General features: G+C 57.7%; 14 protein-coding genes, 2 tRNA genes and 3 rRNA genes. 4 read left to right on the top strand and 15 right to left on the bottom strand.

The genetic code is table 11. The features are described from left to right. Positions 1-25: 25 nt before the first annotated feature. From rrf to HU749_RS25250, 11 genes are all read right to left on the bottom strand, one after another. Positions 26-141 (bottom strand): 5S ribosomal RNA (rrf, locus tag HU749_RS25200). Between the two features lie 168 nt (positions 142-309). Next, positions 310-3,201, bottom strand: a 23S ribosomal RNA gene (locus HU749_RS25205). Between the two features lie 242 nt (positions 3,202-3,443). Continuing rightward, positions 3,444-3,519 (bottom strand) — tRNA-Ala (locus HU749_RS25210). A 10-nt stretch (positions 3,520-3,529) separates the two neighbouring features. Further along, positions 3,530-3,606: transfer RNA gene (locus HU749_RS25215), tRNA-Ile, on the bottom strand. Between the two features lie 123 nt (positions 3,607-3,729). Then, a 16S ribosomal RNA gene (locus tag HU749_RS25220) occupies positions 3,730-5,266 on the bottom strand. The 16S, 23S and 5S rRNA genes sit together here with 2 tRNA genes alongside, the layout of an rRNA operon. Before the next feature lie 542 nt (positions 5,267-5,808). After that, positions 5,809-6,429: a protein-methionine-sulfoxide reductase heme-binding subunit MsrQ gene (msrQ, locus tag HU749_RS25225; RefSeq protein ID WP_186652330.1), complete on the bottom strand. Its 621-nt coding sequence runs from the start codon at positions 6,427-6,429 to the stop codon at positions 5,809-5,811. Continuing rightward, positions 6,429-7,442, bottom strand: a complete 1,014-nt coding sequence (msrP, locus tag HU749_RS25230; protein ID WP_186652332.1) for a protein-methionine-sulfoxide reductase catalytic subunit MsrP — start codon at positions 7,440-7,442, stop codon at positions 6,429-6,431. The genes msrQ and msrP overlap by 1 nt, the downstream gene beginning before the upstream one ends. A gap of 75 nt (positions 7,443-7,517) precedes the next feature. Next, positions 7,518-8,363: a CDP-diacylglycerol--serine O-phosphatidyltransferase gene (gene pssA / locus HU749_RS25235; protein WP_014340224.1), complete on the bottom strand. Its 846-nt coding sequence runs from the start codon at positions 8,361-8,363 to the stop codon at positions 7,518-7,520. A gap of 144 nt (positions 8,364-8,507) precedes the next feature. Further along, the gene (gene ilvC / locus HU749_RS25240) at positions 8,508-9,524 is read right to left on the bottom strand and encodes a ketol-acid reductoisomerase (RefSeq protein ID WP_003185459.1); all 1,017 of its coding nucleotides are present in this window, start codon (positions 9,522-9,524) and stop codon (positions 8,508-8,510) included. Positions 9,525-9,568: 44 nt separating this feature from the next. Continuing rightward, positions 9,569-10,060, bottom strand: a complete 492-nt coding sequence (gene ilvN / locus HU749_RS25245; RefSeq protein ID WP_003205610.1) for an acetolactate synthase small subunit — start codon at positions 10,058-10,060, stop codon at positions 9,569-9,571. Between the two features lie 2 nt (positions 10,061-10,062). Further along, positions 10,063-11,787: an acetolactate synthase 3 large subunit gene (locus HU749_RS25250; RefSeq protein ID WP_003205612.1), complete on the bottom strand. Its 1,725-nt coding sequence runs from the start codon at positions 11,785-11,787 to the stop codon at positions 10,063-10,065. Between the two features lie 401 nt (positions 11,788-12,188). Here HU749_RS25250 and HU749_RS25255 point away from each other — a divergent pair, with 401 nt between their 5' ends. Further along, a complete protein-coding gene (locus HU749_RS25255) occupies positions 12,189-12,611 on the top strand; it encodes a DUF4124 domain-containing protein (protein ID WP_046065864.1) in 423 nt (140 codons plus the stop codon). A gap of 6 nt (positions 12,612-12,617) precedes the next feature. On the opposite strand, the gene HU749_RS25260 is transcribed toward HU749_RS25255, so the two are convergent. From HU749_RS25260 to mrcB, 3 genes are read right to left on the bottom strand one after another with little or no spacing between them, the layout of a single operon-like run. Next, positions 12,618-12,947, bottom strand: a complete 330-nt coding sequence (locus HU749_RS25260) for a YqcC family protein (RefSeq protein ID WP_003205615.1) — start codon at positions 12,945-12,947, stop codon at positions 12,618-12,620. Continuing rightward, positions 12,947-13,666: a tetratricopeptide repeat protein gene (locus tag HU749_RS25265; protein ID WP_046065865.1), complete on the bottom strand. Its 720-nt coding sequence runs from the start codon at positions 13,664-13,666 to the stop codon at positions 12,947-12,949. The genes HU749_RS25260 and HU749_RS25265 overlap by 1 nt, the downstream gene beginning before the upstream one ends. Positions 13,667-13,682: 16 nt before the next feature. Next, entirely contained in the window at positions 13,683-16,001 is a 2,319-nt protein-coding gene (gene mrcB, locus HU749_RS25270) for a penicillin-binding protein 1B (RefSeq protein ID WP_046065866.1), read from the bottom strand. 128 nt (positions 16,002-16,129) lie between these two features. Here mrcB and HU749_RS25275 point away from each other — a divergent pair, with 128 nt between their 5' ends. The 3 genes from HU749_RS25275 to HU749_RS25285 all read left to right on the top strand — a co-directional run bounded on the left by HU749_RS25275 (position 16,130) and on the right by HU749_RS25285 (position 18,609). Beyond that, positions 16,130-17,686 carry a bifunctional aminoglycoside phosphotransferase/ATP-binding protein gene (locus HU749_RS25275; RefSeq protein ID WP_186652334.1) on the top strand — a complete coding sequence of 519 codons (1,557 nt, stop codon included), beginning with the start codon at positions 16,130-16,132 and terminating at the stop codon, positions 17,684-17,686. A gap of 88 nt (positions 17,687-17,774) precedes the next feature. Beyond that, the gene (locus HU749_RS25280) at positions 17,775-18,116 is read left to right on the top strand and encodes a pentapeptide repeat-containing protein (protein WP_014340229.1); all 342 of its coding nucleotides are present in this window, start codon (positions 17,775-17,777) and stop codon (positions 18,114-18,116) included. Positions 18,117-18,336: 220 nt separating this feature from the next. Next, a complete protein-coding gene (locus HU749_RS25285) occupies positions 18,337-18,609 on the top strand; it encodes a TfoX/Sxy family protein (protein WP_003205623.1) in 273 nt (90 codons plus the stop codon). A 223-nt stretch (positions 18,610-18,832) separates the two neighbouring features. Here HU749_RS25285 and HU749_RS25290 read toward each other — a convergent pair whose 3' ends face one another. Continuing rightward, positions 18,833-19,687 carry a ChaN family lipoprotein gene (locus HU749_RS25290; protein WP_079301786.1) on the bottom strand — a complete coding sequence of 285 codons (855 nt, stop codon included), beginning with the start codon at positions 19,685-19,687 and terminating at the stop codon, positions 18,833-18,835. Positions 19,688-19,697 lie beyond the last annotated feature (10 nt).

The following is a 19,697-nucleotide window of genomic DNA, read 5'->3' on the forward strand; positions in this document are numbered from 1 at the left end:
AGCAGATAGGGGTTTCGGAATTTAATCTTGACGATGACCTACTCTCACATGGGGAAACCCCACACTACCATCGGCGATGCATCGTTTCACTGCTGAGTTCGGGATGGGATCAGGTGGTTCCAATGCTCTATGGTCGTCAAGAAATTCGGGTACTGAGTCGTGGCCAGTCGGCCTCGCTTCAGCAAATTGGGTATGTGATAGCTTCGGTGTTTTGTGAGATTCGAACTTTCGGTTCGTTTCGTCTTCACACACCGCAATCTGGTCTCTTTCGCTTTTGGGCTTGGAGTTCACAAATTGCTTGGGTGTTATATGGTCAAGCCTCACGGGCAATTAGTACAGGTTAGCTCAACGCCTCACAGCGCTTACACACCCTGCCTATCAACGTCGTAGTCTTCGACGGCCCTTCAGGGGACTCAAGGTCCCAGTGAGATCTCATCTTGAGGCAAGTTTCCCGCTTAGATGCTTTCAGCGGTTATCTTTCCCGAACATAGCTACCCGGCAATGCCACTGGCGTGACAACCGGAACACCAGAGGTTCGTCCACTCCGGTCCTCTCGTACTAGGAGCAGCCCCTCTCAAATCTCAAACGTCCACGGCAGATAGGGACCGAACTGTCTCACGACGTTCTAAACCCAGCTCGCGTACCACTTTAAATGGCGAACAGCCATACCCTTGGGACCGGCTTCAGCCCCAGGATGTGATGAGCCGACATCGAGGTGCCAAACACCGCCGTCGATATGAACTCTTGGGCGGTATCAGCCTGTTATCCCCGGAGTACCTTTTATCCGTTGAGCGATGGCCCTTCCATACAGAACCACCGGATCACTAAGACCTACTTTCGTACCTGCTCGACGTGTCTGTCTCGCAGTCAAGCGCGCTTTTGCCTTTATACTCTACGACCGATTTCCGACCGGTCTGAGCGCACCTTCGTACTCCTCCGTTACTCTTTAGGAGGAGACCGCCCCAGTCAAACTACCCACCATACACTGTCCTCGATCCGGATAACGGACCTGAGTTAGAACCTCAAAGTTGCCAGGGTGGTATTTCAAGGATGGCTCCACGCGAACTGGCGTCCACGCTTCAAAGCCTCCCACCTATCCTACACAAGCAAATTCAAAGTCCAGTGCAAAGCTATAGTAAAGGTTCACGGGGTCTTTCCGTCTAGCCGCGGATACACTGCATCTTCACAGCGATTTCAATTTCACTGAGTCTCGGGTGGAGACAGCGCCGCCATCGTTACGCCATTCGTGCAGGTCGGAACTTACCCGACAAGGAATTTCGCTACCTTAGGACCGTTATAGTTACGGCCGCCGTTTACCGGGGCTTCGATCAAGAGCTTCGCGTTAGCTAACCCCATCAATTAACCTTCCGGCACCGGGCAGGCGTCACACCCTATACGTCCACTTTCGTGTTTGCAGAGTGCTGTGTTTTTAATAAACAGTCGCAGCGGCCTGGTATCTTCGACCGGCGTGGGCTTACGCAGCAAGTGCTTCACCCTCACCGGCGCACCTTCTCCCGAAGTTACGGTGCCATTTTGCCTAGTTCCTTCACCCGAGTTCTCTCAAGCGCCTTGGTATTCTCTACCCAACCACCTGTGTCGGTTTGGGGTACGGTTCCTGGTTACCTGAAGCTTAGAAGCTTTTCTTGGAAGCATGGCATCAACCACTTCGTCACCCAAAGGGTAACTCGTCATCAGCTCTCGGCCTTAGAATCCCGGATTTACCTAAGATTCCAGCCTACCACCTTAAACTTGGACAACCAACGCCAAGCTGGCCTAGCCTTCTCCGTCCCTCCATCGCAATAACCAGAAGTACAGGAATATTAACCTGTTTTCCATCGACTACGCTTTTCAGCCTCGCCTTAGGGACCGACTAACCCTGCGTCGATTAACGTTGCGCAGGAAACCTTGGTCTTTCGGCGTGGGTGTTTTTCACACCCATTGTCGTTACTCATGTCAGCATTCGCACTTCTGATACCTCCAGCAAGCTTCTCAACTCACCTTCACAGGCTTACAGAACGCTCCTCTACCGCATCACTTGCGTGATACCCGTAGCTTCGGTGTATGGTTTGAGCCCCGTTACATCTTCCGCGCAGGCCGACTCGACTAGTGAGCTATTACGCTTTCTTTAAAGGGTGGCTGCTTCTAAGCCAACCTCCTAGCTGTCTAAGCCTTCCCACATCGTTTCCCACTTAACCATAACTTTGGGACCTTAGCTGACGGTCTGGGTTGTTTCCCTTTTCACGACGGACGTTAGCACCCGCCGTGTGTCTCCCATGCTCGGCACTTGTAGGTATTCGGAGTTTGCATCGGTTTGGTAAGTCGGGATGACCCCCTAGCCGAAACAGTGCTCTACCCCCTACAGTGATACATGAGGCGCTACCTAAATAGCTTTCGAGGAGAACCAGCTATCTCCGAGCTTGATTAGCCTTTCACTCCGATCCACAGGTCATCCGCTAACTTTTCAACGGTAGTCGGTTCGGTCCTCCAGTTAGTGTTACCCAACCTTCAACCTGCCCATGGATAGATCGCCCGGTTTCGGGTCTATTCCCAGCGACTAGACGCCCTATTAAGACTCGCTTTCGCTACGCCTCCCCTATTCGGTTAAGCTCGCCACTGAAAATAAGTCGCTGACCCATTATACAAAAGGTACGCAGTCACCCAACAAAGTGGGCTCCCACTGCTTGTACGCATACGGTTTCAGGATCTATTTCACTCCCCTCTCCGGGGTTCTTTTCGCCTTTCCCTCACGGTACTAGTTCACTATCGGTCAGTCAGTAGTATTTAGCCTTGGAGGATGGTCCCCCCATATTCAGACAAAGTTTCTCGTGCTCCGTCCTACTCGATTTCACTTCTAAGATCCTTTCGCGTACAGGGCTATCACCCACTATGGCCGCACTTTCCAGAGCGTTCCGCTAAAATCAAAGAAGCTTAAGGGCTAGTCCCCGTTCGCTCGCCACTACTAAGGGAATCTCGGTTGATTTCTTTTCCTCAGGGTACTTAGATGTTTCAGTTCCCCTGGTTCGCCTCTTGCACCTATGTATTCAGTACAAGATAACCATCTTATGATGGCTGGGTTCCCCCATTCAGACATCTCCGGATCAAAGTCTGTTTGCCGACTCCCCGAAGCTTTTCGCAGGCTACCACGTCTTTCATCGCCTCTGACTGCCAAGGCATCCACCGTATGCGCTTCTTCACTTGACCATATAACCCCAAGCAATCTGGTTATACTGTGAAGACGACATTCGCCGAAAATTCGAATTTCTCAACTAAGAGAACTCACAAATTTTACCTTAGCCTGATCCGTTACCAGTGAAAGTAACGTCCAGTCTATCTTTCTATCACATACCCAAATTTTTAAAGAACGATCTAATCAAAAGACTAGAAATCAACATTCACCATCACCTTGATGGAATGCTCATTTCTAAGCTTTCAGAAGCAGTTTATGGTGGAGCCAAGCGGGATCGAACCGCTGACCTCCTGCGTGCAAGGCAGGCGCTCTCCCAGCTGAGCTATGGCCCCATTACAAAATTGGTGGGTCTGGGCAGATTCGAACTGCCGACCTCACCCTTATCAGGGGTGCGCTCTAACCAACTGAGCTACAGACCCAATTTCGAGCTTGTAACTGTTAGCCATGAGCTATCAGCTTGGAGCTTAAAGCTGCTTCTATCGTCTTCTTCAATGAATCAAGCAATTCGTGTGGGAGCTCATGAAGCAGCTGCGGTCGTCGATTAAGGAGGTGATCCAGCCGCAGGTTCCCCTACGGCTACCTTGTTACGACTTCACCCCAGTCATGAATCACACCGTGGTAACCGTCCCCCCGAAGGTTAGACTAGCTACTTCTGGTGCAACCCACTCCCATGGTGTGACGGGCGGTGTGTACAAGGCCCGGGAACGTATTCACCGCGACATTCTGATTCGCGATTACTAGCGATTCCGACTTCACGCAGTCGAGTTGCAGACTGCGATCCGGACTACGATCGGTTTTGTGGGATTAGCTCCACCTCGCGGCTTGGCAACCCTCTGTACCGACCATTGTAGCACGTGTGTAGCCCAGGCCGTAAGGGCCATGATGACTTGACGTCATCCCCACCTTCCTCCGGTTTGTCACCGGCAGTCTCCTTAGAGTGCCCACCATGACGTGCTGGTAACTAAGGACAAGGGTTGCGCTCGTTACGGGACTTAACCCAACATCTCACGACACGAGCTGACGACAGCCATGCAGCACCTGTCTCAATGTTCCCGAAGGCACCAATCCATCTCTGGAAAGTTCATTGGATGTCAAGGCCTGGTAAGGTTCTTCGCGTTGCTTCGAATTAAACCACATGCTCCACCGCTTGTGCGGGCCCCCGTCAATTCATTTGAGTTTTAACCTTGCGGCCGTACTCCCCAGGCGGTCAACTTAATGCGTTAGCTGCGCCACTAAGAGCTCAAGGCTCCCAACGGCTAGTTGACATCGTTTACGGCGTGGACTACCAGGGTATCTAATCCTGTTTGCTCCCCACGCTTTCGCACCTCAGTGTCAGTATCAGTCCAGGTGGTCGCCTTCGCCACTGGTGTTCCTTCCTATATCTACGCATTTCACCGCTACACAGGAAATTCCACCACCCTCTACCATACTCTAGCTTGTCAGTTTTGAATGCAGTTCCCAGGTTGAGCCCGGGGCTTTCACATCCAACTTAACAAACCACCTACGCGCGCTTTACGCCCAGTAATTCCGATTAACGCTTGCACCCTCTGTATTACCGCGGCTGCTGGCACAGAGTTAGCCGGTGCTTATTCTGTCGGTAACGTCAAAACACTAACGTATTAGGTTAATGCCCTTCCTCCCAACTTAAAGTGCTTTACAATCCGAAGACCTTCTTCACACACGCGGCATGGCTGGATCAGGCTTTCGCCCATTGTCCAATATTCCCCACTGCTGCCTCCCGTAGGAGTCTGGACCGTGTCTCAGTTCCAGTGTGACTGATCATCCTCTCAGACCAGTTACGGATCGTCGCCTTGGTGAGCCATTACCCCACCAACTAGCTAATCCGACCTAGGCTCATCTGATAGCGCAAGGCCCGAAGGTCCCCTGCTTTCTCCCGTAGGACGTATGCGGTATTAGCGTCCGTTTCCGAGCGTTATCCCCCACTACCAGGCAGATTCCTAGGCATTACTCACCCGTCCGCCGCTCTCAAGAGGTGCAAGCACCTCTCTACCGCTCGACTTGCATGTGTTAGGCCTGCCGCCAGCGTTCAATCTGAGCCATGATCAAACTCTTCAGTTCAAACATCTTTGGGTTTTGAGAAAACCCTAAACTTGGCTCAGCAATCGTTGGTTACATCTTTGATTTCTCGCGGAGTAACTTGTGATGCTGATAATCTGTTGACTAGCAGTCTGACTCCACAAGCACCCACACGAATTGCTTGATTCAGTTGTTAAAGAGCGGTTGGCTGAGTCTTTCGTCTCAACCGAGGCGCGCATTCTACAGCGCCCCGTGCATCTGTCAAGCGGTTATTTTCAGAAGTTTTCAAAGTTTCCTTTGCAACTTCAACCACTTGCGCTTCCGATCTCTCGTTAGCGGGAGGCGAATTCTACAGCGTTACTCGCTGCTGTCAACACCTCTTTTTCACCGCTTTCGACCGAGAAGATCGAACCGCCGATAGAGCCAAACAACACCGCTCTACCTGCTCCTTCCGGGCTTCGATTACCTGAAGCCCAACACCTTCGAAACTTACTTAACTCATTGAATTTCAAGGAGTTTTCCGTTTCGACTGCGCCGGAAGTGGGGCGAATTATAGACTTCCAGAATCTGCCGTCAACCCCTAATTACGCTTTTGTTGCAGAAGCGACTTTCCTACCCAGCAAACGCGGGATCCGGCGCATAACCGGCGGAACCCTCAGTACCAACAGTACGGCACCTATAAAGGCGTATATCGACCACTCTTTCAGATCTGCCCGCACGATCCACAGCATATGCAGCAGCCCAAGCCCCAGGATCAGATAAACCAGGCGATGCAGTTTCTTCCAGCGCACGCCAAGCCGCCGCTGACTGTAGCGATTGGAGGTGACCGCCAGCGCCAGCAGGCCGAGAAACCCAAGCGCCCCAACAATAATGTAAGGCCGCTTGCTCAACTCGACACCCAGCTGCGACCAGTCAAACCCCAATATGAACGCCGCATACCCACTCAAATGCAGCACCACATAAGCAAAGCACCACAATCCCAATTGGCGTCTGACCGCAATCCACCCCGCCCATCCCGTCAGCTTTTGCAGCGGCGTCATGCTCAAGGTAATCAACAACAGGATCAACGTGCCCAACCCGAGCCGATCCACCAGCACCTTGCCTGGGTCAGGACCCAGCGAGTTCATCAAGGCCTCGTAAAGCCACAACAAGGGCCAGACCGCCGCCGCGATGAAGACGCCGACTCGCCAGACTGGAAAACGCATCAGTAGTCCTTCCTCAGGTCCATCCCTGCATATAAAGAAGCGACTTCATCCTGATAGCCGTTGAACATCAACGTATCGCGAACATTGGGACTGAACAGCCCGCTTGGTAAACGACGTTCACGCGCCTGGGTCCAGCGCGGGTGATCGACCGTTGGATTGACGTTGGCATAAAAGCCGTATTCGTCAGACGCAATGCTTTGCCAAGTCGTCTTCGGCTGCTCGCTCACCAAACTGATACGTACGATGGACTTCACACTTTTGAAACCGTACTTCCATGGGACCACCAACCGCAGCGGCGCCCCGTTCTGGTTCGGCAACTCCCGTCCGTACATCCCAACCGCCAGGATGGCCAACGGATTCATGGCCTCGTCCAATCGCAAGCCTTCGACATATGGCCAATCGATCAAGGCGAAACCAGAACGCTGCCCCGGCATGACCTTGGGATCCTGCAGGGTTTCGAAGCGGATGTACTTGGCCTTGGAGGTCGGCTCGACCTGCTTGAGCAGCGCGGAAATGGGGAAGCCGATCCAAGGAATGACCATCGACCAGGCCTCGACACAGCGCAATCGATAAATACGCTCTTCCAGTTGATAAGGCTTCATGAAGTCTTCCAACCCGTAGCGTCCCGGCTTGCCCACCTCCCCGTCCACGACCACACTCCAGGGCTCGGTCTTCAACGATCCAGCATTGGCTGCCGGGTCTCCCTTGTCGGTTCCGAACTCATAGAAGTTGTTGTAATGGGTCGCGTCCTTGAACGGTGTAATGGACTCATTCTTGACCGTGACTGCGCCCCATTGGACTGAAGGCAGTTTCTCGGCGAACCAGGACGGTGCCTTGCCGGGCTCGACATCGGCATAACGCGCCGCATCGGCAGCACTGGCCCATCGTGGCAAGCTGCTCACGGCCAGACCCGCCATGGTTGCACCGAGCATCTGACGACGGGATAGATAAAGGGATTCTGGCGTGACGTCCGATTCATGGCAGTCGGACGACTTGGGGATCTTGATCAGCATGACAACTCCGCAGCATTGGAGGGCAGGTACACCAATAGACTGCGGAGTATGGGTGAAATTACATTAAGGCAACGTTTAGCGTCGGCGAAGACGCAACAAGTATTGCACCGGCCCAGAGGCGGCATAGCCCAGGAACACCAACAACAGGATACGTGGAGGATCACTGAACACCACGGCAAACACCAGCACCACTGCCAGAATTGCCACGAACGGCACGCGCCCCTTCAGATCCAGCTCCTTGAAGCTGTTGTACTTGATGTTGCTGACCATCAGCATCCCGGCCGCCGCAACCAGCAGCGCCACCAGAAACGACATTTTTGAACCCTGGATGCCGTAATCGCTGAATGCCCAGACAACACCTGCCACGACACCCGCCGCGGCCGGACTGGCCAGGCCGATGAAGTAACGCTTGTCAGCCTTGCCGACCTGAGTGTTGAAACGAGCCAGGCGCAACGCCGCACCCGCCACATAGACAAAGGCAACCATCCAGCCGACCTTGCCCATATCCCCCAGCGCCCAACCGAACGCCAGCAAGGCAGGCGCTACGCCGAAGGCGACCATGTCGGACAGCGAATCGTATTCGGCGCCGAACGCGCTCTGGGTATTGGTCATGCGGGCCACGCGCCCGTCCAGGCCATCGAGCACCATGGCGACGAAGATCGCAATGGCGGCGAACGCGAAGTAACGGCTCGCCCCTGCGCTATCGCCAGCGCTCAAGGCAGCCTGGGCACTCATGGAGCTGATGATGGAATAGAAACCGGCGAACAGGTTCGCGGTGGTGAACAGATTCGGCAGCAGATAGATGCCACGATGCCGGACCTTACGGCCTTCTGCGTCATGGCCTTCTTCGACGTGCTCATCGATGGGCAACAGGCTTTCGGCGTCAGGAGCCTGGTTTGGCTCGTCGGGACGTTCGCTCATGGACAATACCTTGCAACGGTGTGAAAAAATTCGACAGATGTCTGGGACGACGGTTCTACCGCAAACGATGCAGCTTTATACCAGAAGCCACCGCCCAAACGAAAAAACGCGGCCAAGGCCGCGTTTTTCGATCAAGTTCGCGACTTAGTTCTTGGCTTTGTCGACGATCTTGTTGGCACCGATCCACGGCATCATCGAGCGCAGTTGCTCGCCGATGATTTCGATACCGTGGGCGGCGTTGTTGCGACGCTTGGCGGTCATCGAAGGATAGCCGGTAGCGCCTTCGCTGATGAACATCTTGGCGTATTCGCCGTCCTGGATACGTTTCAGGGCGTTGCGCATGGCCTGGCGGGATTCGGCGTTGATGACTTCCGGACCGGTCACGTACTCGCCGTACTCGGCGTTGTTGGAGATCGAGTAGTTCATGTTGGCGATACCGCCTTCGTACATGAGGTCAACGATCAGCTTCAGTTCGTGCAGGCACTCGAAGTAGGCCATTTCTGGCGCGTAGCCAGCTTCAACCAGGGTTTCGAAACCGGCCTTGACCAGCTCGACGGTACCGCCGCACAGAACGGCTTGCTCGCCGAACAGGTCGGTTTCGGTCTCGTCCTTGAAGGTGGTTTCGATGATGCCGGTACGACCGCCACCCACGCCAGCAGCGTAGGACAAGGCCACGTTCTTGGCGTTGCCGGACGCATCCTGGTAGATCGCAATCAGGTCAGGGATACCGCCGCCTTTCACGAACTCGGAACGCACGGTGTGACCCGGAGCCTTCGGCGCGATCATGATCACGTCGAGGTCGGCACGTGGCACAACCTGGTTGTAGTGGATCGCGAAGCCGTGGGAGAAGGCCAGGGTGGCGCCTTTCTTGATGTTTGGTTCGATTTCGTTCTTGTACAGCGCCGATTGGAACTCGTCCGGGGTCAGGATCATGACCAGGTCGGCGGCAGCAACGGCAGAAGCCACGTCGGTCACTTTCAGGCCATGGGCCTCGGCCTTGGCAACGGTGGCCGAGCCTTTACGCAGGCCGACAGTCACGTCAACGCCGGAATCTTTCAGGTTGCACGCTTGGGCGTGACCTTGGGAGCCGTAGCCGATGATGGCGACTTTCTTGCCCTGGATGATCGACAGGTCGCAGTCTTTATCGTAGAAAACTTTCATGAATTTCCCCTATATCCGGCCGTTCAGGCCATTCGCTAATTTGGTTAGATGCTCAGTACTTTGTCGCCACGGGCAATCCCGGTGACGCCACTGCGTACGGTTTCCAGAATCGAGGCAGTGCCGATCGATTGAATGAAGCTGTCGAGCTTGTCGCTGGTACCGGTCAACTGAACGGTATAGACGCTGGCGCTGACATCGACGATCTGCCCACGATAAATATCGGTAGTGCGTTTGATCTCGGCGCGCTGGGCGCCGGTGGCCTTGACCTTGACCAGCATCAGTTCACGCTCGATGTGAGCGCTTTCCGACAGGTCCACCAGCTTGACCACCTCGATCAGCTTGTTCAGGTTCTTGGTGATCTGCTCGATGATTTCATCGTGCCCCACGGTGGTCAGCGTCAGACGCGACAGGGTCGGGTCTTCGGTTGGCGCCACGGTCAGGCTTTCGATGTTGTAGTTGCGCTGCGAGAACAGGCCCACAACACGAGACAGCGCACCCGGTTCGTTTTCCAGAAGCAGGGAAATAATATGTCGCATGATTAGGTACGCTCCGTCTTGCTCAGCCACATATCGCGCATGGAGCCGTCTTTGATCTGCATCGGGTAGACGTGCTCGCTGGTGTCGACCGCAATATCGATCACCACCAGGCGATCCTTCATGGCGAACGCTTCCTCCATCTTCGACTTCAAATCCTTCGATTCGGTGATGCGCACGCCAACGTGACCGTAGGCCTCTGCCAGCTTGACGAAATCAGGCAACGATTCCATGTACGAGTGCGAGTGACGGCTGCCGTAGCTCATGTCCTGCCACTGGCGAACCATCCCCAACACGCCGTTGTTCAGGATCACGATCTTCACCGGCAAACCGTATTGCAGGCAGGTGGACAGTTCCTGGATGTTCATCTGGATGCTGCCTTCGCCCGTGACGCAGGCGACATCAGCCTCTGGGAAGCTCAACTTGATGCCCATGGCCGCCGGGAAACCGAAGCCCATGGTGCCCAGGCCGCCGGAGTTGATCCAGCGATTGGGTTTGTCGAACTTGTAGTACTGCGCAGCGAACATCTGGTGCTGACCCACGTCGGAGGTCACAAAGGCGTCGCCCTTGGTCACTTCGCACAGGGTTTCGATCACGGTCTGCGGCTTGATCACACTGCCGTCACCCTTGTCATAAGGGAACAGGCCACGATCGCCGCGCCATTCATCAACCTGCTTCCACCAACTGGCCACGGACTCCTTGTTTGGAACCTCGCCGATTTCCTTGAGAATGGCGACCATTTCGGTCAGCACGCTCTCTACAGGACCGACAATCGGCACGTCTGCCTTGATGGTCTTGGAAATGGACGCCGGGTCGATGTCGATGTGGATGATCTTGGCGTTCGGGCAGAATTTCGCCGGACCATTGATGACGCGGTCGTCGAAACGTGCGCCGACCGCCAGGATCACATCGGCGTGGTGCATCGCCAGGTTGGCGGTGTAGCTGCCGTGCATGCCGAGCATACCGATGAACTGACGATCGGTGCCCGGGAACGCGCCCAGGCCCATCAGCGTATTGGTGACCGGCAGGTTGAGCATTTTCGCCAGTTCGGTCAGCGGCGCGGAGCCACCGCCGAGGATCACGCCACCACCGGAGTACAGCACCGGGCGCTTGGCCGCCAGGAGCATCTCGGCTGCCTTGCGGATTTGCCCGGAGTGGCCGCGTACGGCCGGGCTGTAGGAGCGCAGCTTGGCTTTTTTCGGGAAGATGTATTCGAACTTCTCGGCCGGGTTGGTCATGTCTTTCGGGACATCGACCACGACCGGGCCCGGACGACCGGATTCAGCCAGGTAGAAGGCCTTCTTCATGACTTCTGGGATTTCCGACGCGTGCTTGATCATGAAGCTGTGCTTCACGATCGGCCGGGAGATACCGATCATGTCGGTTTCCTGGAATGCGTCGGTACCCACCATGGTGCTGGGCACCTGACCGGAAATGATCACCATCGGGATGGAGTCCATGTACGCGGTGGCGATACCGGTGATGGCGTTCGTGGCGCCTGGACCGGAAGTCACCAGTACCACGCCGGCCTTGCCGGTGGCACGGGCATAGCCGTCAGCCATATGGGTGGCCGCCTGCTCGTGACGAACCAGGATGTGGGTCACTTCCGGTTCTTTGAACAGGGCATCATAGACATGAAGAAGAGCACCACCGGGGTACCCGTAGATATATTTGACGCCTTCGTCACGCAAAAAGCGGACGAGCATCTCACCGCCAGATAAAAGCTCCACGTTGTTCACCTCTAAAACGCCAGAATACCGACCCACAAGAAAGGGACGGGTCTTAATAGGTTTACTTCTCGGCAGAGCATGAGCGACGGTGGTCGCCGACTACGTCAGCACTGACTGAGCAAGTATTGGGATCGTCCCAAGTGTTGCGGGCCTTTCCCACCCAGCGCGAGGTAACGCGTTGCGGGTGTAACAGGTCGGCGCGGATGTGCGCCTCATGATCTGCCGAGTGGGTCTGCTTCTGGCAGTCCCTCTACAGCGGACTTTGGATTCTTCTGTTTCGCCTCCTTCAAGTCAAGTCGTCTATGTGCTTTATTCGAAGTAAGCGCATGAGAACGCAAGAAAAAACCTTTAAACGGCAACTGTGTTAGCTTCAATTGCGCAACCCATGACAAGGAAACAGCATGCGAATGATCTTCTTGACGGCCAGCCTGCTGGTTGGCCTGAGCCCGATATGCATGGCCGGTCAGGTCTACAAATGGGTAGACGCCCAGGGCGTTACCCACTTCGGCGCCCAGCCGCCCGAAGGCACGGAAGCCACGACCGTGATCAAGTCCGCCCCGCCGCCCGCCAAACCGGCGGCACCGCCGTCTGGCGGAGTCATTGGCGACCAAAAGGCCATCGACCAACAGGTCAAGAAACAGGTTGCCGAGCAGGAAGCCCAGCTCAAGGCGTTCTGCGAACAGGCCCGGACCAACCTGGCGCAATTGCAGAACAACCCCAGGGTGCGCGAAGACGTGGAGGGGGAAATGCGCCGCCTCACCGAAGAAGAGCGGCGCCAGCGGATCGAGGAGACACGCCAGCAAATCGAGGAGAACTGTCAGTAACGTCGGTCAGCCGGCGTTGCTGATCAACTGATCGAACTGCGCCAGCAGCCGCTGCAACTCGATGCCCTGCCCTGGCCGCTGGGCATAGACCATCTCGGCCATGGCAAGGATGCCCGAGGCGTTGGGCAGCGGCAGGTCATTTTCCAGGATGGCTTTCATCCTGGGCAGGAAGATCCATTGCAGCCATTGCTCGAAGTCCAGGGTGTCGACCGCGAACGGCTCGACACTGGCCAGCGCCTGCGCCGAAGGCGAAACATCGCTCCACCAGCCCTGGACCCGCAACTCCCGCTCGATCAACAGCAACTGATCGGCGATCTGAGGAAAACGCGTATCCATCAAAGCGAAACCTTGGCCTTCTGACGGGCCAATGCCGCGCCAGCGGAATCGCCCTGTTTCTCACGGGCCTGGGCGATCAATTCCCACAGGCTGGCCTGAAGTGCCGGGCGACCACTGGAGAATGTCAGGCCACGACGAGCCAGTTGTTCGGCTTGCGGCGCATCGCCCTGGGCCATGCGTACCTGGGCCAGGCGATAAAGCACCTGGGGTTCGCGCGGCGCCACACGCTGGGCGCGCTCCAGGCTGGAGGACGCACCGTTGAGATCACCGCCAGCCTGTTGCTGTTGCGCCGTGGTCAACAGGGCCAGCACCGGGCCGTCCAGCTGTTCATCGGCGGACAACCCACCGGCACCTGCCGACGGGACGCTGCTCGGCGTCGAAGGCATGCTGTAGCTGCCCTGGTTGATCGGTGAGGTTTCGATTGGCCCAGGGGTGATCGGACCCGGCGTGATCGGCGTGCTGCTGATCGGCGCCGAGGCCGTCGCGCCACCACCAGGCACCATCACGACGACACCGGTGTCGCCCTGCGGGATTGCCTGGACCTGGCCCTGCACCGGCCGCTTCACCGTCGTCTGACGGAAACCGCCGTTGGCCGAGACCCGCTCACTGTTGGAAACAGCAGTGCCGGAATCAACGACCGGAATCGAACCGCGCTGTACGGTAGAGCAACCACTGAGCAAAGCCACGGCCGTTACCGCTGGAATCAACCACTTGTTCACTTGAAACCCTCTTTGCTTAATTCATCCAGTCCTTGACCCAATCCATCACCGACTCGGCGGGATTCGTGCCGCCACAGGCTGCACCGGGTGGTGGTTCGCTGCCGCGAATATACGGCATCTGCACAGCGCCCGGGCAATTGGCATCGGAGCCTTGGCCCGTGCGCGAATCAACCCACGCCTGGACGATGTTGTCCGGTTGCGGCATGTCCAGCGGCAACGGGTCGGCCTTGCGCATGAAACTGGTCCAGACCTGCAGTGCACCGGTGGCACCGGTGAACGGGGTCTTGCCGTTGTCATCCCGTCCGAGCCAGACCACCGCCAGCAGGTCCTGGCTGAAGCCGGCGAACCAGCTGTCGCGCGAGTCGTTACTGGTGCCGGTCTTGCCCGCCAGGGTCAGGGTCCGGGGCAGCACGTTATAGACCGAACTGCCGGTGCCTTCACGCATGACCCGCTGCATCGCGCTCTGGATCAGGTAAATGGAGGCCGGATCGAAACGCTGCTGGATCTGGAACGGATAACGCTTGAGCGGTTCGCCATCGGCGGTCAGCACGCTGCGAATGCCGCGCATCGGCGTATTGAAACCGCCATTGGCCAGCGTCTGGTACATGGCCGCCACTTCGATCGGCGCAAGGCCACCGGCCCCCAACAGCATCGATGGGAACGCCGGGAATTCACGACTCACCCCCAGGCGCGCCAAGGTCTTGAGGACGTTCGGCACGCCGACTTCAAGCCCTAGGCGAGCCGTCGACAGGTTGTAGGAATGCGCCAGCCCCTGGTAGAGGAACACCGTGCCGTGGGACCGACGATCATAGTTCTGCGGTTTCCAGACCTGGCCATCGGCGCCCTTGACCGAGAACGTCTCGTCCGACAGCCAACTGGTCAGTGTGTACTGGCTCGGCTTTTCCAGGGCGGTGAGGTACACCGCCGGCTTGATCAGCGAGCCAATCGGGCGCACCGCATCCAGGGCCCGGTTGAAACCGGCGAAACTGGCCTGGCGGCTGCCGATCATGGCCTGGACTTCGCCGGTTTCCGGGTTGGTCACCACCATGGCCGCTTCGACTTCGTCAGCGCCCTTGCGCCCGCCCAGTCGCTTGAAGGTGTCCTCGACCGAGGCTTCGGCCTTCATCTGCAGGATTGGGTCGAAGCTGGTGAAGATGCGCAGGCCTTCTTCGGTCAAGTCTTCGTCGCGGTAGTCTTCGCGCAGCTGACGCTTGACCAGGTCCATGAAACCTGGGAAGGAACTGTCCGCCAGGCTGCCACGCTTGGTCACGCCCAATGGCATCTTTTTCGCTGCCTCGACTTGCTCGGCCGTCGCTACACCCTGTTCCTGCAGCAGGTCGAGCACCAGGTTGCGCCGTTCGAGGGCGCGTTCCGGATTACGACGCGGGTTGTAGGAAGACGGTCCCTTGACCATGCCCACCAGCAACGCCACCTGATGCAGCTTGAGCTCGGACAACGGCTGGCTGAAGAAGAACTGGCTGGCAAGGCCGAAACCGTGCACCGCCCGCTGACCGTCCTGGCCGACGAATACCTCGTTGAGGTAGGCCTCCAGAATCTCCTGTTTGTCGTAGTGCAGCTCCAGCAACAACGCCATCATGGCTTCGGTGAGCTTGCGGGTCAGGCTGCGCTCGTTGGTCAGGTAGAAGTTCTTGACCAACTGTTGGGTCAGGGTACTGCCGCCCTGGCGCATACGGCCTGAGGAGGTGTTGACCCAGATGGCCCGGGCGATCGACTTGGGCGAGACGCCGAAGTGATGGTAGAAGTCGCGGTCTTCGACGGCGATCAGCGTATCGAGCAGGAACGGCGGCACCTGGTCGATCTTGATCAGGATCCGGTCTTCGAGGTTCTTGGGGTACAGGCCACCAATGAGCAGCGGCTCAAGGCGCACCACCGACAGGCTCGCGTTTTTTGCGCCGGTCAGCGCAGCGACATAATCACCGGAAAACCGCACCCGCACCGGTTGCGCCTGTTCCATGCCTTCATAGAACTGGAAACCACGGGTATTGAGGTCGATGGTATTGCCATTGACCGAGGCCGCACCCGGACCGTTGGCCACGCTTTCACGGCGATAACCCAAGGCATCGAGTTCGGTCAGGAAATCATCCTTGCTCAGCTTTTGTCCGACGAACAGCTCCAGCGGCCGGGCATAGACCTTGGCCGGAATGGTCCAGCGCTTGCCGGAGAATTTCTCCTGGACCACGGCATCGAGATAGACCGCAAAACCGGCGAGCACGACGAGGCCCACCAGGCTGAGTTTAAGGGCCCAGCCCAGCCAGGGCCGCAGGCGGCTGGCGGGTGGTTTCTTGGGGGTACGGGGGGATCGGGTACGAGTCATGGCGGCGGATTATACGCACTTTGTCGCGGTTCAACATGAGCCCAGCACACAGGCCATCCGGTTTGCGTTCGCGTCGCTTGCCGCCATAATGACGGCCTTGAATTTTTCCCGTCTATGAAGGACCGCCCGTGAGCCAATCCCTGATCGCTGCCCTGCAAAACCCGGCCCTCTACCCGCATCCCGTCGAAGGGTTCCAGGTCATCGAGACCCACATTTCCTGGGTATTGCTCACCGGGCCTTACGCCTACAAGTTCAAAAAGCCGGTCAACTTCGGTTTCCTCGATTTCACCAGCCTCGAGGCGCGCAAGCACTTCTGTGGCGAGGAGTTGCGCCTCAACCAGCGCCTGACCCAGGACCTGTACCTGGAAGTCCTGCCGATTACCGGCAGCGCCGAAGCGCCACAGCTGGGTGGCGACGGCCCGGCCATCGAGTACGCCCTGAAGATGCGTCAGTTCCCGCAGAGCGAACTGCTCAGCACGCTGCAAGCCAACGGTGAGCTGACCACCGCGCACATCGACGAGATGGCCGCGCAGATCGCCCAGTTCCACCTCTCCACGCCCAAGGTGCCCGCCGAGAACGACGCCGGCACCCCGCAAAGCGTGATGGCACCGGTGCTGCAGAACTTCGAACAGATCCGCCCGTTCCTCAACGACAAGGCCGACCTGTTGCAACTCGAGGCCCTGCAAGCCTGGGCCGAGAGCAGTTTCGAACGCCTCAAGCCGCTGTTCACCCAGCGCAAGGCCGAAGGTTTCATCCGCGAATGCCACGGTGATATCCACCTGGGCAACGCCACCGTGATCGACGGCAAGGTGGTGATTTTCGACTGCATCGAGTTCAACGAACCGTTCCGTTTCACCGACGTCTACGCCGACACCGCGTTCCTGGCGATGGACCTGGAGGACCGCGGCCTGAAGTCGCTGGCACGGCGCTTCGTCAGCCAGTACCTGGAACTGACCGGCGACTACCAGGGCCTGGAGCTGCTGAACTTCTATAAAGCCTATCGCGCCCTCGTCCGGGCAAAAGTCGCACTGTTCAGCATGCCGGCCGAAGCCGATCCGGTGCAGCGCGCCACCACCCTGCGCCAGTACCGCAACTACGCCAACCTGGCCGAAAGCTACAGCACCATTCCTTCGCGCTTCCTGGCCATCACCCACGGCGTCTCGGCTGTCGGCAAAAGCCATGTCGCGATGCGCCTGGTAGAGGCACTGGGCGCCATCCGCCTGCGTTCGGACGTGGAGCGCAAGCGCCTGTTCGGCCAGCAACAGGTACCCAACGATCCACAGGCCGGCATTTATAGCAGCGACGCCAGCAGCGCTACCTACGCCCGCCTGCATGAAATCGCCGCGGTGATCCTGCACGCCGGCTTCCCGGTGGTGATCGATGCCACTTACCTCAAGCGTGATCAGCGCGACGCAGCGGCGAAAATCGCCGAGGCCACCGGTGCTCCGTTCCTGATCCTCGACTGCAACGCGCCGCAAGCGGTCATCGAAAGCCGCCTGGCACAGCGTCAGGCCGACCAGAAAGACCCCTCCGATGCGAATCTGGCGGTCATTGCCGCACAACAATCCAGCCGTGAAGCCCTGACCCCGGCGGAAATTCTCTGCAGCAAACGGGTCCAAACCAACGAAAGCGGCACACTCGACATCGTGGTGGCGCAGATCCGTCAGCGCCTGCCAGGCCTGTAACTATTTTCGGCCGTGAAGCGATGCCCGGCTTCACGGCCGCCAAATAGTGGCACTATACTGGCGTCATAAAACCAACAGGTGATATGAAATGAGCCTCCCCAAGCTTCTCAATACCCCGCTTTATGCCTTGCTGCGCAAAGACGATATCGCCGGGTTCAACAGCGAACGCCCACAAGGTCCGGTCGACATGCGCGGCGGCGACTTTCGAGGCCTTGATCTGCGGGAACTGAACGCGGACGACGTTGACTTCAGCGACGCCTACTTCCGCTCCGCCGATCTGCGTGGCATCGATTTTCGCAAGTCGTCACTGGAAGGCGCGAGCCTGGCCCATGCGCAAATATCCGGCGCCTACTTCCCGCCCGAGTTGTCTGCGGACGAGATCCTGATGTCGATGAACTTCGGCACCCGCCTGCGCTATCGCAGCCGCTGACAGGTAAACCAGGTCGGCCAACGCGCGGACCTGCCACCACCGAACGGATCTCCAGCGCCCCCGCTTGCGCTGGAGAATGCAGCCTTTTCCCACCGCATCGTGCGTAATGCATTAGAAGCTTTTGCGTCGAATCCGACCAAAGAATCACGCTTTTCCTACTGACCGCTACACTGCTCAGAAGCTTGCCCACTGCACCAGTCGGCCGTCGCAAGGAGGCTCGATGAATGATGAACTGCAACACCTGAAGAATCTGGGCAAGACATCAGCCCAGTGGCTGCACGCTGTGGGCATCCACAGCGCTTCCGATCTACGCCGGCTCGGCGCGGTGGACGCCTATCGCGCCGTGCGCACGCGCGGCTTCCGAGCGTCCAAGGTGTTGCTGTACGCCATCGAGGGCGCATTGATGGATGTGCATTGGAATGACATCCCCGCCGAGCGCAAAGAAGCCCTGAACAAACAGCTGGACGCCATTTCAACTCGCCACAAAGCCTGACGCCTCCTTCGCTTCCAGCGCGAACCCTGGCCGCGAGGTTATTTCGGCGAATCGCAAAACAATGTTTGACATGGTAATGAGAATCGCTATGATTACCACATCCGGTCGCGAGACTGGTCGATATTTGAACAGCCCTTGGTTCGGACTCTCAGATATCTCCTCATCAGGCTAATCACGGTTATTTGACCCGGCTTTTGCCGGGTCTTTTTTTGCCTGTAGAAAATCACTTCCCGACGTGTTCGCGCATCTGCGCACAGTAATCCTGTGGCGGCATGGCCGGGGTGTACCACACGTAATCCGCCATGGCCGATGTCACCTCACTGCCCTCCTCGGCCAGCATCAGGACGATAGGCGCCTCGCTGGCACCGAGATCCAACGCATGCAGCGGCACACCGACATCTTTTCGCGCATGCCAGGCACCGGCGAACAACAATGCCGGTGTCGGCGCTTGCAACAGGCGCTCGGCCATGCGCCGGTCACGCTGTTGCTGCACGGCCAGCATCGCCGGCATTTGCGACTCTGGCAGCAAACCGCAGTGGGATTCACGGATTTGCCCCAACAACGCGTCCTTCACCGTGGCTGCATTGGAGCGAGTGCCCATCAAGTCCGGAGCTTGTCGATAGAAACGCTGGATTTCGGCGGCGTCCAGATTGGCGGCCAGCAACGGATAGCGCTGCGCCAGGACAAACTCGACGACGGGGCCATACAGGCTCCAATCCCAGCCCGGCGACCAGTCCAGCGCGTCGGGCAGGTCCTTCGGCAAGGCGGGTAGCTGGCGGACTGAATCAACGCGTGGCTGCTGGGCGGGGGTGAGCATTTCCAGCAACAGGCTGCCCTGGGCCCGCTGCCCGGCCAGGGCCTGGAGCAGCCATACCTGCAGTGCGTGGTGATCGCGATTGTCGTGCCGCTCCCCCACCACCACCCGAGGCGCCGTTGCCAAGCGTTCGACCAATGCCTGGGGCATCACGGCCTGGCCATTGTGCAAATCACGGATTCGTCCGCCGAGTGGGGGCGGAGCGATGCTCTGACACGCCGTCAGTACACTCAATGCCAGAATCAGGAGCAGGCGCACGTCCATATCCTCCAGG

The sequence above is a fragment of the Pseudomonas ogarae genome (assembly GCF_014268695.2).
GTDB classification, from domain to species: Bacteria; Pseudomonadota; Gammaproteobacteria; order Pseudomonadales; family Pseudomonadaceae; genus Aquipseudomonas; species Aquipseudomonas kilonensis.

Bases quoted from the DNA above. Each gene is read 5' to 3' on its own strand.
- mrcB (WP_046065866.1), bottom strand. From the start codon at position 16,001: ATGACTCGTACCCGATCCCCCCGTACCCCCAAGAAACCACCCGCCAGC.
- HU749_RS25285 (WP_003205623.1), top strand. From the start codon at position 18,337: ATGAATGATGAACTGCAACACCTGAAGAATCTGGGCAAGACATCAGCC.
- HU749_RS25280 (WP_014340229.1), top strand. From the start codon at position 17,775: ATGAGCCTCCCCAAGCTTCTCAATACCCCGCTTTATGCCTTGCTGCGC.
- ilvC (WP_003185459.1), bottom strand. From the start codon at position 9,524: ATGAAAGTTTTCTACGATAAAGACTGCGACCTGTCGATCATCCAGGGC.
- pssA (WP_014340224.1), bottom strand. From the start codon at position 8,363: ATGAGCGAACGTCCCGACGAGCCAAACCAGGCTCCTGACGCCGAAAGC.
- ilvN (WP_003205610.1), bottom strand. From the start codon at position 10,060: ATGCGACATATTATTTCCCTGCTTCTGGAAAACGAACCGGGTGCGCTG.
- msrQ (WP_186652330.1), bottom strand. From the start codon at position 6,429: ATGCGTTTTCCAGTCTGGCGAGTCGGCGTCTTCATCGCGGCGGCGGTC.
- HU749_RS25255 (WP_046065864.1), top strand. From the start codon at position 12,189: ATGCGAATGATCTTCTTGACGGCCAGCCTGCTGGTTGGCCTGAGCCCG.
- msrP (WP_186652332.1), bottom strand. From the start codon at position 7,442: ATGCTGATCAAGATCCCCAAGTCGTCCGACTGCCATGAATCGGACGTC.
- HU749_RS25260 (WP_003205615.1), bottom strand. From the start codon at position 12,947: ATGGATACGCGTTTTCCTCAGATCGCCGATCAGTTGCTGTTGATCGAG.
- HU749_RS25290 (WP_079301786.1), bottom strand. From the start codon at position 19,687: ATGGACGTGCGCCTGCTCCTGATTCTGGCATTGAGTGTACTGACGGCG.